The sequence below is a fragment of the Leptospira semungkisensis genome (assembly GCF_004770055.1).
Taxonomy (GTDB): Bacteria; Spirochaetota; Leptospiria; order Leptospirales; family Leptospiraceae; genus Leptospira_B; species Leptospira_B semungkisensis.
Genome location: NZ_RQEP01000005.1, coordinates 334,351 through 349,459, shown reverse-complemented (window position 1 = coordinate 349,459; position 15,109 = coordinate 334,351). Strand labels below are relative to the sequence as shown.

Annotated in this window: 9 protein-coding genes; 8 read left to right on the top strand and 1 reads right to left on the bottom strand. The window is 42.4% G+C overall.

Translation table 11 applies throughout. The features are described from left to right. Positions 1 to 4 precede the first annotated feature (4 nt). From EHO59_RS01720 to EHO59_RS01685, 8 genes are all read left to right on the top strand, one after another. Positions 5 to 1,339 (top strand): HEAT repeat domain-containing protein, encoded by a 1,335-nt coding sequence (locus tag EHO59_RS01720; protein WP_135584147.1) that lies wholly within the window; start codon positions 5 to 7, stop codon positions 1,337 to 1,339. Between the two features lie 8 nt (positions 1,340 to 1,347). Next, the gene (locus EHO59_RS01715; RefSeq protein WP_135584145.1) at positions 1,348 to 2,127 is read left to right on the top strand and encodes an inositol monophosphatase family protein; all 780 of its coding nucleotides are present in this window, start codon (positions 1,348 to 1,350) and stop codon (positions 2,125 to 2,127) included. A 113-nt stretch (positions 2,128 to 2,240) separates the two neighbouring features. Then, on the top strand, positions 2,241 to 2,960 hold the full coding sequence (locus EHO59_RS01710) for an MgtC/SapB family protein (protein ID WP_246052594.1): 720 nt from the start codon (positions 2,241 to 2,243) through the stop codon (positions 2,958 to 2,960). Between the two features lie 195 nt (positions 2,961 to 3,155). Continuing rightward, on the top strand, positions 3,156 to 4,253 hold the full coding sequence (locus tag EHO59_RS01705) for a PAS domain-containing sensor histidine kinase (RefSeq protein WP_135584143.1): 1,098 nt from the start codon (positions 3,156 to 3,158) through the stop codon (positions 4,251 to 4,253). A 222-nt stretch (positions 4,254 to 4,475) separates the two neighbouring features. Further along, entirely contained in the window at positions 4,476 to 5,399 is a 924-nt protein-coding gene (locus EHO59_RS01700; RefSeq protein ID WP_135584141.1) for a hypothetical protein, read from the top strand. Beyond that, positions 5,399 to 5,740, top strand: coding sequence for an STAS domain-containing protein (locus EHO59_RS01695; RefSeq protein WP_135584139.1), 342 nt, complete (start codon positions 5,399 to 5,401; stop codon positions 5,738 to 5,740). Before EHO59_RS01700 ends, EHO59_RS01695 begins: the two co-directional genes overlap by 1 nt. A gap of 10 nt (positions 5,741 to 5,750) precedes the next feature. Beyond that, positions 5,751 to 6,173: an ATP-binding protein gene (locus tag EHO59_RS01690; protein WP_135584137.1), complete on the top strand. Its 423-nt coding sequence runs from the start codon at positions 5,751 to 5,753 to the stop codon at positions 6,171 to 6,173. A gap of 1 nt (position 6,174) precedes the next feature. Further along, the gene (locus EHO59_RS01685; protein ID WP_135584135.1) at positions 6,175 to 9,150 is read left to right on the top strand and encodes a PP2C family protein-serine/threonine phosphatase; all 2,976 of its coding nucleotides are present in this window, start codon (positions 6,175 to 6,177) and stop codon (positions 9,148 to 9,150) included. Between the two features lie 48 nt (positions 9,151 to 9,198). On the opposite strand, the gene EHO59_RS01680 is transcribed toward EHO59_RS01685, so the two are convergent. Further along, positions 9,199 to 15,105 carry a carboxyl transferase domain-containing protein gene (locus tag EHO59_RS01680; protein ID WP_135584133.1) on the bottom strand — a complete coding sequence of 1,969 codons (5,907 nt, stop codon included), beginning with the start codon at positions 15,103 to 15,105 and terminating at the stop codon, positions 9,199 to 9,201. Positions 15,106 to 15,109: the final 4 nt, after the last annotated feature.

Here is a 15,109-nt window from a genome sequence, read left to right as displayed (position 1 = left end):
TAGAATGCAGTCTCGAATTACTTTTCGCTTATTATTGGCAGTTCTTCTCTTAGCGCTCTCTGCCGGATCCTATTTTTCGCCTTTATTCTCTCAGGCGGATCCTCAGCCTTCTTCTGAGCAAGCTCCTGCAGACCCGCAAACAGATCCTTCTTCTGAGAATGCGCCTACTGATCCACAACCTTCTACTGAAAAGCCTAAGAAGCCAGTAGTAGATAAGGAAACCAAGAGATACAACGAGCAGTTCAAGCATGGGCTTCTCAAGGTTTTCGAAGCGGAAGCGAATCATAGATTCGCAGTTTTAGATAAATATGGTCTAACTCATCCGATCCCTAGGGTTCGGGCTGCGGCAGCTTTGGCATTAGGACGTTTGGGCAATAAGGCCGGAGTCAAAACTATTCATAAGATGATCGATAGAGATGGGGAATATGTTCGTCAGGCAGCTTACAAAGGTTTGGCGGATATAGGAGCTCGTGCTTCTTTAGATTATTTTTATGCGGGAGCCAAGTCTCCTGATCGAGACATTCGAGTGTATTCTTTCCGGGGAATGGGGAAGACCATGGATCCGGGAGCGAGAGAAGTTCTTTTGAAAAAGGGACTTACCTCGGATGATAAGGAGATCGTTAAGGCTTCTATTCTAGGATTAGGTTATTACCAAGTTCCGGATGATATTCGTATTTTTATAGATTATCTAAATTCTAATGATGAAGATTTCCAGAAAGCGGCTGTCGAGGCCTTAGGAAGGCATAAGACCAGAACTTCTATGAAGATCTTAGAAGATTCTTTTGCTGCAAAACCTAATTTAAGAAATCAGATCTTAGACACTCTTACTGAGCAAAAGAATTCGTTCGCGATCTTTGCTTTATTAAGAATTCTTGATGCAAACTCTAATTCTGAGGCGATTGTTAAGGAAATTAGTCTTAGGCTCTATAAGCTCAAGGCTTTCGGCAAATACATGACCGTTATTGCTGACAAGACTCCTTTAATGAGAGATCCTTATGTAGGAGCTCAGAAGATCCGAGATCTGGAGATTGGCGAAGTCGGAAAAGTCCTCGGAAAGAGTTCCGCAGCTTATATCATTCCTATCGAAGGAAAGAGAATCGAAGACTTTTATTTCAAGGTTTTAGTAAACACCAAGTACAAAGATGCATTTACTGAGACTGTGCAAGGTTGGGTGTTTGGAAAGTATCTTCAGATCAGGACGATTTCTGCGCCTGCGCATGAAAAGAAAAAGTCCAAGAGACCTTCTATTCTAGATGATATTCCGCCTGCGCCTCAGGCGAATCCTTCTGCGGATTCGGATCAGAATTCTTCCCCTCAAGAAGATCCGAACAATCCTTAATCCTTCTGGTGACATTGCGATCCGATATTTTGGATGTCTTTCAGTCTGCTTCCAGGCAAGCGGGCTCCGAAATATTAAAATTATTTAATGGAACTTCCGAATACGACCTAAAGGATCCGATGCAGGTCCTGACTGAGGCTGATCTGAGATCTCATGAGATCTTAGAAGAGATCCTAAGCAAAGAATTCGCTGGCTTCTCCTTTGTGATGGAGGAGCAGGAAAATCAGGAACCTCTGCCAAAGACATGTGTAGTTTGCGACGAGTTAGACGGAACTGCGCTCTTCTCAAGAGGAATGAAAGAATTCAGTGTGATCCTTAGTTTTCTAAAAGAAGGATCTCCGTACGCAGGATGCATTTATTATCCTTGCTCCGATCTATTCCTTCTCTCTGAAAAAGGAAAGGGAACATTCATAGGAGAGAATCGGATCCGATTATCTCAAGGTGGAAGCTTGGATCGATGTATTCTTTCTTTAGAGATCAATAATACGTTTCAAGACGAAGACTACCGTTGGATCTCCGCAGTTAGCAAAAAGACATTGGCCACTCGCGCTTTGGCGGCGACAGGAGCCGGCTTTCTGGAATTATTAGAGGGCAAGACGGATCTATTCATGAATCTGAGCGGAGCAAAGGTTTGGGATTTTGCCGCAGGAGTTCTCGCTTTGGAAGAAGCAGGAGGTTTTGCCTTGGATAAGAACGGAAATCCTTTGGCCTGGGATAAGGTACGAATGTCCGCTATTTTAGGAAGAGATTCCGATCTAGTGAAAGAAGTTTACCGCTATAAACCTTAATCTCTCGATTTTTCAAAGAGATCTTATTATTCGCTTTTCAATCGATCCAGATCGTATCAAGATTGTAACGGATCTATTTTCCAATCTTTCGAATTAGATCTTTATAAAGAAGAATGTCTTTCCAAGAGATACTGGACCAATTTCAGAATGTAGTAAACTCGAAGAGCATAAACTCGGCTACAGTCCTTTTGCGTATTTCCGTTGTGATCGTATATGCTGGGGCGATCGGCTGGAACCGAGAAGGAAAGAATCATGGAGCTGGATTTAGGACTCATATCCTGATCGGTCTTGCTTCTACAGTTCTTATGCTCCTTTCCATTTATATTCCGGAATATTATTCCGTTGTGGGAGGGGATCCGTCTCGGATTGCGGCTCAGGTAGTTTCAGGTGTCGGTTTTCTTTGCGCAGGCGCTATCATGAAATTCGGACTGACCGTTAAGGGATTGAATACTGCTGCCTCGATTTGGATGGTCTCCGCTATCGGGCTACTGATCGGAGCTGGATTGTATTTTGCCTCCGGACTGACCACTGTCGCCACTCTGATTATTCTGATCGTATTCGATTCCATTGAAGAAAAGTATTTTGGTAAATACGAATACAAGGTGCTGGTCCTGGATCTAAAGCAGAAGAAATTCCATCGGAAAGGATTTAGAGAGCTTCTATTGCGGAATAAACTTCGTTTAGTATCCGAGTCTTTTATGCAAGATTATCAAACGAAAAGTATTCAAATTAAACTTACGATCTCTGTCCCTAGAGAATTTGATGTTCTGAAGATTGTGGATGAGATCAGAGGTTTAGCGGATGTTACAAAGATTAGTATAGAATCTAACTGATTCCATTTGTACATTTGTTATATCTAAATTGGGATATTTGCTAGGGAAAATCAGGCCAAAAGATTGTCGAAATTTCGTCTCCTTGTTCCTATTAAAACTCAATAATGGAATGCTTTGATATTCAACAAAAAGGCTTTTAAATTCTATTTGATCGAGTATACTCTGACCTAAATTTTTCGGCCGAGCTCTTCTCTTATGAACCTGCAAGATAATTCTTCGGACGTTCTGAATCACCCGGATATACTGCGTAAGATCGGTGATTTTGTCCCTTGTCCATTCGGACTTTCCTTCGGTGAGCCTGGACAGGAGGAAGTGCTTTATCTCAATCGAGCCTTTCTAGATCAGATTGGATACCAATACGAAGAGATTACGAATGCACAAGATTGGTTCCTTCTCGCCTTTCCGGATCCAGAATATCGTAAAAAGGTAATGGATGAGTGGTACACCAAGGTACGGGCCGCTAAGAAAGAAGGATTAGATTCCGTATTCGTCACCGTCAAGATCCGGCTTAAGAACGGGCAAGATAAATGGTTCGAGGTAAAGAGTTCTCTTTGGGATAACTATTTCGTAGTGGCCTTTATGGACATTGACGAGGTCTATCGACAGAGAGAAGAATTGCAAAGAAGAAATGATTTTAAAGATCGAGTGCTTTCTGTACTCACTCATGATCTAAGAACTCCGCTGACGCAAGTGGGTTCTCTTGCGGAGCTGATGTTGATCACTGATATCGCTCCTGAAGACAAGGAATTATTCGCTAAGAAAATCATCAGCGAACTTAAATCCGTTACAGACTTCATCAATAATACGGCTCACTGGGCGTCCGCTAATTTCGGATATTTGAATATTAAGAAAGAATTATTCGATGCAGGGGAATTGTTCACCGAGATCGTTTCCTTTTACGGAGCCATGGCTCAGACCAAAAAAATAGGTTTCTCCTTACAGGTAAAACCTCCTTCCCTTCTTAGCACGGATAAGGAAGTATTAAGTATTATTCTTAGGAATCTTATCTCGAACGCGCTCAAATTTACTCCTCCCGGAAAAAATGTAATGGTTACAGCCGGGTTACAAGATGAGAAGTTCAAGTTCCAGGTAGAAGATCAGGGAATGGGGATCGATCCGGATCATTTGAGAGATCTGAGAGAAGGTCGCCTGAGCTCTAGACTCGGGACTATTCGAGAAAGAGGACTTGGAATCGGGCTCTCTATTTGTTTCGATATGGCTAAAAGATTGGATGCGTTTTTGGATTTCGAAAGCGAGCCTTCTAAGGGAACGAGAGCCATTTTACTAGTTTAAAATTTCCTGATACGAAACGTTTCCTTTCTATTTTGCTACTACTCGTTCGGATCTTATGTCCGATTTCAGGATTTAGACCGCAGTCCCTTCTTCGGAATTTGCTATGCTTTTTGATAGGATAGTAAAACATTCTGCTCTGGATCTACAGCGAAATTTCGCCTAACATATTGTTTCAAATCGGCGAAAAACCCAGTCAAATGGGTTCTAAAGATCCTTTTATCAATGGCCGAAAAAAGAACTTCAATACCTCAGGATCTCGCACAGGAATTCGTAAAAACCATCCGCCTTCTTGCCATGTCCGGCAAAAAGAATTTTAGAAAGTTTCTATATGATCCTTTCATTTACGCGGGCTGGGAAAAAGAAAAATCGCATTCCGCACTTGCTGCGAGTAAGATGATCGATAAGATCCAGGAAGATTCGTTGAATCCTTCCTATTTACATACGATCCCACATCATTGCAAACGACTGGTTTCGCAAGCTATTCAGGAAAGTCTCTCTGCTCTAGGCGATTCATGCATTTTCTTTCTGGAAAAGATCCAAGAAGTACAGAATATAGCTTTTTCTCAGGAAGCGTTAGAGTTCGTAGCTGTTTTAGAAAAACCTTTAAAAGAATTTGCTAAATTAACCAGCAGTAATAACGAGAAATTATTCGAGGATTCGATCAAAAACTTTTCTAAAGAAGAATTGAAATCCGCATTCGAACCGGTTAAATTGGACGGCACTCGGCAGAAGGTTTATTTGGACTCTGAAGTCCATAATCTTTATCAGCAGATTCTATCTGCTGCAAAGGTGAATAACCTGATCCGGTGCAAAAAATTACTTTCTCGTTATATTGTGAATTATAGCGATTCGGAAACATATAGCGAACAAGAAGTAGAAAATCTTTTGGACGCTTTAAGTAAGAGAGAGCACGGCTTTAAGGAAAATCTTAAGGATTCTTTGGCGATAGAACTCTATTATACTATCACCAAGGGAATTCTAGAAGGAAATGCGAAGAAGGCGATCCAAGGGATCAGAAAATATGCGCATATCTTTGAAGGGGATCCTAACATAAAATATTATTATGAGATAGATACTCTAGAAAGGAAACTTTACGGAATCATCCAAGCGAAAGATTTAATGAAAGAATTAAGGAAGGGTGTGTAATGGCAAATCTCACATTTAACGAAAAAGTAGAAGGCAGCAAATTAATTCTTAAGGTCGCTGGCGAACTGGATGCAAAGACTGCACCGGATCTGAAGATCAAGTTAGAAGCTGCTGTCGGAAATGGGATCAAGACGATCATCTGCGATTGTGCTGCGTTGACTTATATCGCGTCGGCAGGAATCGGAGTATTGAACTCGATCCAAAAGTTCTTAAAGGAGAAGTCCGGAGAGATCGTATTCTGCAGCCTGAAAAAGGAAGTAAAGGATACGATGGAGCTCATGTACTTCACCAAAAAAGTCAGGATCTTTCCGACCTTAGACGACGCTATCGGCGGAGTATAAGATCCGCACAATGGATCCCTCTCAGGAAAAAATCCAGTTATACTCTGTCGATCTGGACGAGTTATCCAAAATTCGCAGCGAGGTTCGCGAATTTTTGGGAGAGGAATGTGCGGATATCGTGAAAGGCAGGATTGTCTTCTGCTTAGACGAGGCGATGACGAACGTGATAGAACATGGCTTCTCTGAGCCGAATCATTCTAAGATAGAACTTAGAATGAAGAAGAATAAACGAAGTTGGAAATTCTCCATTTTAGATGAGGGAATTCCCTTCGATCCTACTAAAGAAAAAAGCGAAACCTGGAAGGAATTATACGAAAGCGGAGCGGACGGAGGTTTCGGCTTACGTTCTATTAAGAAGATCATGGTAGTCCGTTACCAACGTCTGAAAAACCCTCCGCGCAATAAACTTACTCTGATCCACACGAGAGAATAAGATGATCAAAAACAAATTTCTTAGGGCTGTTTTACCCGGAATACGGGCAAAGCTCTCCTTCTTCACCGCGGCTTTAGTTATCGCGATCCTAGGTTTTACTTCCGCAATTCATTATTCTCAGCAGACAAAAGCTTTGGAAGAAAAGCTGGAGTCCGAGCTGAAACCTCCTCTGGAATATGTGAACTCTGTCGTTCTGGATCTTGAGAATCTCAGCCGAAGTATGATCTTGGTAGAAGAGTTTAAGATCCGAGTTAAGGAAAAGAAGAAGCAACTGAGTAAGTTCAAGAGGACTGTCGTTCAAAAAGAAGGCGGTCTCTTCGGAGCGTTGAAAGCATTCGGTCAATCCATCGGATTGAATGTAAAAAGAGGGAATGTATATAAATCCGTAGATACATATTTCACTCGCTATCTTTCCGAAAAAGAGATCAGTGAATTCGAGTCTAAGGTCCGCAACGAATTAAGAAAAGAGAATGGATCTCCTATAGATGGGCCGGTATACGATAAGATAAGAGCGATCGCAGAAAGGACAGCTTCTGCAAGGATTAGTTCGGAGAGTGCAAAAACACGGATCGAAGAGATTGACGAAGAAGTAAAATTCTTGGATGCGGAGATTGCCAAGCCGGATCTCGATCCAAAGAAAAAGAAAACCTACCAGACAGACAAAGAGAAGCTGGATAAGGAAAGAAAGGCTTCCGAAAAGGCGATCCCGGATGGAGAGAAGAAGGCGGCAATCGGAGAGACTGCTCTTACGAAAGCGCTCCAGAATTTCTTTAGAGGTTCATTCAAAGATAGGATTTCTTCTCTAGGTCTTCTACCGGATAAAATTAGAATTTTAGCATATGATAGATTGGGAAAAGAAACCTTAGATACTGGTCTTCTATTCTCCCAAAGCTCTGAAACGGGAAAGAAGCTATTTAGCCAGGCGGATTATGTGGAAAGCCGCAAGGGCCTCTTCGGAGAAACCGATGTGTTGGAAGTTATACAGAATAAATCCGAACCGGAAAGTTACGAAGTAGGTGGGCGCCAGTACGAAGTAGTATATCGGCCAGTATTCAGAAACCCAAGTACTGCAGAAAGATCCAGAGCCCTCGCGGAAGAAATCGCTTCTAACGAAGGTGATTGGAAAAAATACCTAGAAGAAGATCAGAAAATCTCGGCTGAAATTGCGGACATTGCACAGAAGTTGAAGGCGAGAATGAATGAGTTGCGAAAGGACGGAAAGGCAAAACCTTCTGCAGACAAGGATTTTAGAAATTTAGCCTCAGCATATCGCCAAATGTTGAAGAAGCGCGATACAAAGCTGGAACAACTCCAGCCGTATTCTTCCGATTTTAAAAAAGCCGAAAAGAAATGGGACGAGGATCACGACGGCTTAAAGAAAAAGATCACTGATACAGGAAAGGACATCTTAGAATGGGAGAAAATGCTGAAACTTCCTCCGAAAGAAGGGGAGAATAAAAAATCCCCGGAAGAGATCCAGGAGAAGATAAGAAGTTTAGAGATCCTTTTAGAAGAATATAAAGATTCTTTAATACGAATGGATTCTACAAAAGGGGATTGGAGCTTTTTCTTAGATAGAAAGGCGGAGGACGCATTTTACGGTTTGAGAGAGGCTGCCCTAGAAGACTTCGCATTCATTCCGTTCAAAGCAGGACCTTCCGGAATTCGCAAATATTATAAGGACGAGAATGAGCGCAAAGCAGTCCGAGCCAAATGGAAGCTTCTTAGGGAGTGGATACTCTCCGGAAATTCGGAAACGGATCTGCCTAAGGCCAGAGGAGTTTCTTGGGATTCCGGGATCTTGGTCAGAAGTAGGAGCGAGGCAGAGGAAGTCATGTGGGACTTAGATTCTACTCCTCTTGTGGCTCCAGGGGATGAGGCTGGAAAAGGACTGATCTATGACCTTCTTCGCAAAGACTTATTAGGATATAATATTATTCTAATAGATAGGACCGAAGGGATCCGTCAGATGAGGGGCAATCGAGAGGAGATGGTCCGATATACAGGGATCATCGGAATAGCTGCAATATTATTGGCGTACGGCTTGGCCTGGCTTATGGTCCGCAGGATCCGAGTCATTAGTAGAAATGCTGAGACTATAGGAGAAGGAAATCTAGAAGTAGAATTTCCTCCTGCAGGTTATGATGAGATAGGCGTCTTGAGTGAGTCATTGAACAATATGGTTCACGGCTTGAAAGAAAGAGAGGAAATGAAAGGAGAACTTCTCGCTGCAGAAGAGATCCAGAAGAGACTTCTTCCTGAAAAACTTCCGTCGAGTCTGAATGATTACGTCGAATTCGGTGCCTTTTACAAGGCGATGACCGGAGTGGGCGGGGATTACTACGATTTTATCGAGCTTGGCGGCGGAAAGATCGCGATTTGTATCGGGGACGTTTCCAATCATGGGGTAGGACCTGCGATCGTAATGGCCTTATTTAGGGCTCAGATTCGCGCCATTCTTAGAAAAGGAGAAAGAGATCTGAAAAAGATCCTTTTAGAAGCGAACGGCTATTTGTATGAGGATACTCCGGATCATATCTTTATTACGTTCTTCTTATCTATTTTCGATTCCAATACCTCTAAGCTGGAATACATCTCAGCCGGACACGTTAAGCCGCTCTTCTACGATGCTTCGGATAAGAAGATCAAGGAGCTTCCTGCAGGAGGACTTCCGATCGGAATGGATGATAATGATTTCTTCGAGACTACGATCGAGAGAAGGGTCCTTACTTTGGATTCGGGAGATGTTTTTTTCGAATATACCGATGGTTTGGACGAGGCGAGAAGCCCCAGCTCGGAGATGTACACGAAAGAAAGATTGGCAAAGCTCTTACAAGCAAACGGAGAAAAGCGTCCAGAAGAGTTGATCCAAACAATAGTAACGGATGTGGAAGCTCACACTCAACAAGGATTGGGCAAGTCCGGCTTCTCTCAACTCTCTGATGATATTGCGATGATCGCTATCCGAAAAAGGTAAGGAGCTTCGGCCTAAGGCCGAACTCCTTTTCAAATGCAAGAAGAGAATTTAGGGAAGGATAAGGTCTCTCCAGTCCTCATCCTTTCCTGAATTATTCCGATACACTTCTCCCTTGGAGTATTTTTCTCGAGTCTTCTTCCAGGATCCGATCTTTTGATCGGCTTCTTCTAATCCTTGTAGAATGCTTTCCCTTAGATTCGAAACGGAAGAAAAGACTCCGTCCAAGACTCCCGTATTTTTTGCATCTGCATCTGCTCTTGATTTCTGAACAAAGGCACCAAAGAATTCTGTACGTATATTCTCGATCTCTTCATTCTTTCCTTCCTTACGAAGAGAAGATATCTTTGCTCCTTGGAAAAGATCGAACGCGGAATTTGCTCCCATTACTGCGAGGATCGCATCAGCTAACGAATAGTAAGCGATGCCTGGTCTTAAGAACCCGCTGAATGCATGGATCTGTCTTCCCCCGTAATTCTGTCGTAAGACTATCGAGACTACTGGAATCTTGGAGAGAACATTTACATCCAAGGACTCTCCACCGATCTGCTGTATTCTCAAACGTTCTTGCTTGGTGCCGGGCACGAAGCCTGGCGCATCGGAAATCATGAGCAACGGTAACTTGTGTTTGTTTGCAAACTCTGTGAATACTCTGAATTTTTCCGTTCCTGGTGCGTCGGGAGATCCTCCTCCTTTGGGTTGATCCGCGATGATCGCTACCGTTTTTCCTTGGACCCTTCCGATCCCGGTGATCAAGCTTGATCCTAGATCCCATTCTCCGAATTCCAAGAATGTATCAGGATCGAATATCTTGAGAACGATCTCTTCCTTCATATCGTAAGGCACATTTGTTTCGGAGGGAAGTTGGATAGGAGCCGAATTTGAATTCGGATCTTGGATCTCTCTGTGAGTCATCAAAGAAAAGAATTTTCTAATAATCTGATATGCTTCCGTTTCATTCTTGGCAGTGAAAGTTGCCCAACGTTTCTTATTTGCAAATTCCTTTTGAGCACTTGGTCCCATCTTCTCATTCGGTTCTAAGAGCAACCAAACATCTGCTCCGGATGCAAGTTCTGGGATCCTAAGTCCGGAAGAATTCTTTACGAAATGCAGACAGGTTCCTTGGAAGTCTTGCAACGACTTTTGAAAATCCCTTCTTGGTCTTAAGGAATCATAATCGTCCAAGTGAGAACTTCTGAACCATCTGTTTCCATAGATAAGAAGAAGATTCGAATTCGTCTTCTCCGCGATCCGTACCGATTCCTTTGCCTTGATAATACAAGGTAGGGAATGAAATCCGTAAATCGTGCGAGGACCCATTGCAAGAACTGAGCTTTCTCCCAATCGAATCAATCCGGAGACAAGAGAGCCTGAGCCGGAGTAGTTTTCTTTAATGGGTAAGAAGAAGCCGTTATCCGAATTTTGAAAGAGCTCATTCTCATCCAAGACATTCGATTCTTCATGGATCGTTTTAGATGTTCTTTCTTTCTTAGAAGGTTCGTCTCCCAACAAAGATTCTTGGATACGACGAATGTACCAGATGAGCTGGACCTTATCATTCGCGACAAAATCGACGGTTCCAGTCGCTTGTCCCATGATCCTTGCTCCACCGATCTCATAGTTTGTAAACTTCTCTCCCGTTACAGACTCGATTACGGAGGATCCTGTAAGCACTCTATAGGATTCATCTTCGTTTAACAAAAGTTGCAAAGATGCTTGAGAAGATCCGTATACATCCAGCCCGGTGGAAGAACCGATCCCGACAGCCGTTATGAAGCAATGCTTAGGCCTTTCTCCTGAATCATATTTCTTGAATTCCGCTCCGTAGGCACGCTCCATCTGTAAGCATATATCTCTTAAGACCGGATCTGGATGAGATTCTATTGCTGCTCTGAATTCGGAAGCTTCTGACAAAGAGGTTAATAAAGAATTCATGAAGAATCCTTCTGCTGCTCTGTTTAAGGCGACCATACCTTCCTTGATATTTGCTCCAGCTCCGTCATTCCATATATACAACGGAATATCTTTGCGGTAGGCGTAGTATGCGGCAGCGAGATATTTTCTTCCTTCTAAATCTCCTGTTGCTCCTCCGGCTACTCTGGAATCTTTAAAAAAGCATAATGCAGGTTTTCCGCCGATCTTTCCTTCAAAGATCTTGGCTCCCGGTTTATGCTCTTCTTCGATTCCTGTTTTAGGATTTTTTCTAAGTAAACCGTCCGCATTCGGTACGAAGATTTCTTTCGCAGTGTTTCGATCGAAGGTTTCCTCGACCCAACATTCTAAAGGCCATTTTCCTTTTTGGAACACAGTTAAGTCTTTCGGGTCCGTACTTTGGCAGTATGGAAATCTAGGGTCGTTTGGATGAGCTATGTCCATTCTCAATTTTCCTTCTTTAAAGAAGAAGGAAAGAGTCATGGATTTCTCAGAGCTCTTGGGGATAAAATCTATCGTGAACTGACTATATACTCCGTGCAAAAAGAACCGAATTACTGAATTGGAGGATTCCATTATATTATTATAATTTAACACTCCTTCTTCTTTGGAGCCTAGGTCAAATGGAGCTTGCAGGTTTCCTACCAATACTTCCAATCGGAAGATGTCCGATTTATGAAGTGCTTGCGCTCCCTGTAGGATGCAGGTTCCGTTCTTGGAGACTGTTTCTAGATCTAGACGTGTAATCTCTCTTTTCTCTTCGCAAGGTAGCGTAGAAAATAGGATGTACTGGGTTTCCTTTTTAGATTCCATTAGATAAAGATAATGTCCTTGTGCGGGGGAAAATAATCTTTTCATGGATCCGATCTTTTGCCAGTATTCCAGCTTGCTCTTGATTTTTTCGAATAGGAAAGGATCGATCTCTTCCGGAAGAAGAGGAAGCGGTGCAGAGAAGGATTTTCTGAATTCTTCCTCCAGTTTTTTTCCATCTTCATCCGAGACCAGGGACCAAGGAGCTTTTACGAATCGAATATAATCGAATACATGCTCTCTGGAAATGGTGGCATCTCCACCTTTGAATTTTTGAGGTCGATTTCCTCTCGCTGCCAAGATTCTTCTCACTGTTTTTTCGAGAGAAGTTTCCTTTTCTCTTTCTTCCAGATAAAGTATCCCGTTCAATGCAAGATCAATGGAAGGAGTAGGTGGAGCATAAACAGAAAGAGACTCTAAGAGTGTTGCAAAGATTTCCTTTCCTTCTCTTAGATTTGCATAGGCTCTCACTAAGAATAGAAACGCCTCTTTTTGTTCTTTTGTTCTTCGCAAAGGACTCCAAGGTTTTACTCCATAGTAATGGAATGTATTGGAGAGAAGTTTCTTAGTGGTCTTAGGCGGATTGTATCCTTCGGTGTCCCATTCGGAGAGAAGTCTGTGAACTTCTCCGTAATGAGAGAATTTCGTTCCTGGATCGGAGGAGAATATTCTTCTGACTAAAACATGGAATTTTAATATATCTATGAAGAAATTTCCCCATGCCTTTTTCTCAAGCTCGTTCACTTTTAGAAAGGGAAGCTGAGAAAGGATGATCTCTATTTTTTCTACAGCGTCTTGTTCTCTAAATGTGCCGAATATCCAAGAGCGGAATAAGGATCGGAGATCGCTTCCGCTTTGGACGAGGCTTGGCATAGTGGCAGCTTGCACAGATGATTCCGAAGAAAGATAAGGAAGCGCTTCCCAGAGATTTCCTTCTTGAGCATTATAGATTTCTGAATCTTCTTCTTTTCCTTTGCTATCTGCCGTTTCGATCTTTGCGAGTATCTCTCCTTCACCGAAGCCTTTGCCTAAGACCATTCCGGAAGCCGTGACTCCACGAATCAGCTTGTTTGTTTCTCCATGTTCGATTAGATACGTTAGTTTTCCGGAAGAAGGTGCAGTTAATACAGTTTCCATCTTCATTGCTGAAATGACTAAGATTGGATTTCCTTCTTCGACGAATGCTCCTTCTTTCCAAACTTCTTGTGTTTGCGGATCATTGCATATCTTTACGAAGGTTCCTTGAAAAGGAGATCTAAGTATTCCTTCCGAAGATTGATTGGAATTTTTATTTCCTGAAAGTACCGAGAATCTTAGGTATCTTAATTTTCCTTGTCGATCCAGAAAGCGAACTAAATGGAAAGAAGGTCTACGATCTATTCTTACAGGAATACTTCTGCCAGAGTATTCGATTAGGAATTCTTCCGTTGCGTCTCCGCTTATAGAGAAATTTATTCTTCCGCAATCTTTTCCGTTTAAAAGAACTTGGTATGTTGAGATGGATACTTTAAATAAACGTACTTTGTAGCTTTTGTATTCTGATCTTAGATCGTATTGATAGCTTGCATATTCGGATTCTTGGGAATGCAATAGCTTTGGAAGGTCTCTGTCTCGGAAGGATCTTTTCACATCGTTCTCTGAGCTTAAGATACATTCTGCTAAAGAACAAAAGATGGCCCCTTCTTCTTCTGATCCCGAGTCCGGACGAGTCAATTCTTCATGGTCTATTAGAATTCTATTATCATATCTTCCGGATCTGAACAACTCGTCTCGAACTAGTTTTACGAGCTGTTCTATATTAGTAGTGATGCCTCGGATATATAGATCGGACAAGGCCCTTTCCATTCGAAGCAAAGCTTCTTCTCTTGTTGTTCCCGTTGTGATGAGCTTTCCGATCATAGGATCATAATCTCCTAATACTCGGTCTCCTTTTCTGAATCCGAAATCACAACGCACTCCATTAAAGGTGGGAAGCTCTATATCTTTTATTTTTCCTGGAGAAGGGGAATAGTTTTGAAATGGATCTTCTGCATAGATCCTACATTGGATGGAATGATTTCTATCCGCGAATCTTCTTCGGATGACAGATTCGTAAGGTATCTCCTGCTCTCTTCCGTCGAAGTATAAGATTTGCCATTTTGCGAGATCGATTCCGAGTGATTGGTCAGTAACAGGATACTCTACTTGCAATCGAGTATTCATTTCTAGGAATCCGAAGTTTCCAGTCTCACTATCTAATAAGAACTCGACTGTTCCTGCGGCGCATCCTTCGGAATAGCCCGAGATATGTGCGATCTTTTCTGCAGAAGAAAGCAATTGAAGTAAGGTGCGATCGTCTAAAAAAGTTTCTCCACTTTCTTCTACAACTTTTTGGTTCCTTCTTTGGACCGCGCATTTACGGATCCCTACAGCCGTTGAGTTGAAGATCTGTACTTCAAAATGTGCCGGGCGTTCCACATATTTTTCGAAGAAGTACGTTCCGTTTCCGTAAGACTGTACTCCGATCCGAACCGCGCTTTCGATGGCAGGTAGTAACTCTTTGGAATTGCGTACTACTACCATTCCTTTTCCACCGCCTCCGCTATCTAATTTGATCATGATAGGGTAGCCGATTCTCTCTGCTTCTTGAACAGCGATATCTATTCCGCCCGTGATCGGTCCGCTTCCTTGTAAAAGAGGGATCCCATTCTCCAAAGCGAGTTTTCTTGCGTCTAGTTTGTTGCCTACTTTTCGCATCACTAACGCTTTTGGTCCCATAAATATAATATTTTTATTATATATGGCGGAGGCTTCTTCTAAGGCTTCTACAAATCTATAATCTTCGGATAGAAATCCGTAGCCCGGATAGACAGCGTTTGCATCGGAGAGAAGTGTGGCTGCGATTATGGTTTTAGAATTGGAATAGCGATCCGATTCGCCTATATAGATAATCTCATCAGCGGATTCATACCAAGATTGCTCTTTATCTGGATCGGTAACGACTGCTACGGAACGTATCCCTTCTTCTCGTAATGCTAAGAAGAATCTTTTTGCGATCTCTCCTCTGTTTGCGACGAGAACTTTCTTTAGCTTTCCTTTTCTTTCGGGAAGTTCTTCGTTCGATTCAGAACGATTCGGGTTTAATATTTTCAGTTCTCGGATGACTGCTTCTATTTCAGGAAGACTTAATATTCCTTCTATAACTGATTCAGGCTCTGGTTTTCTTGTTGGTATCATTCGC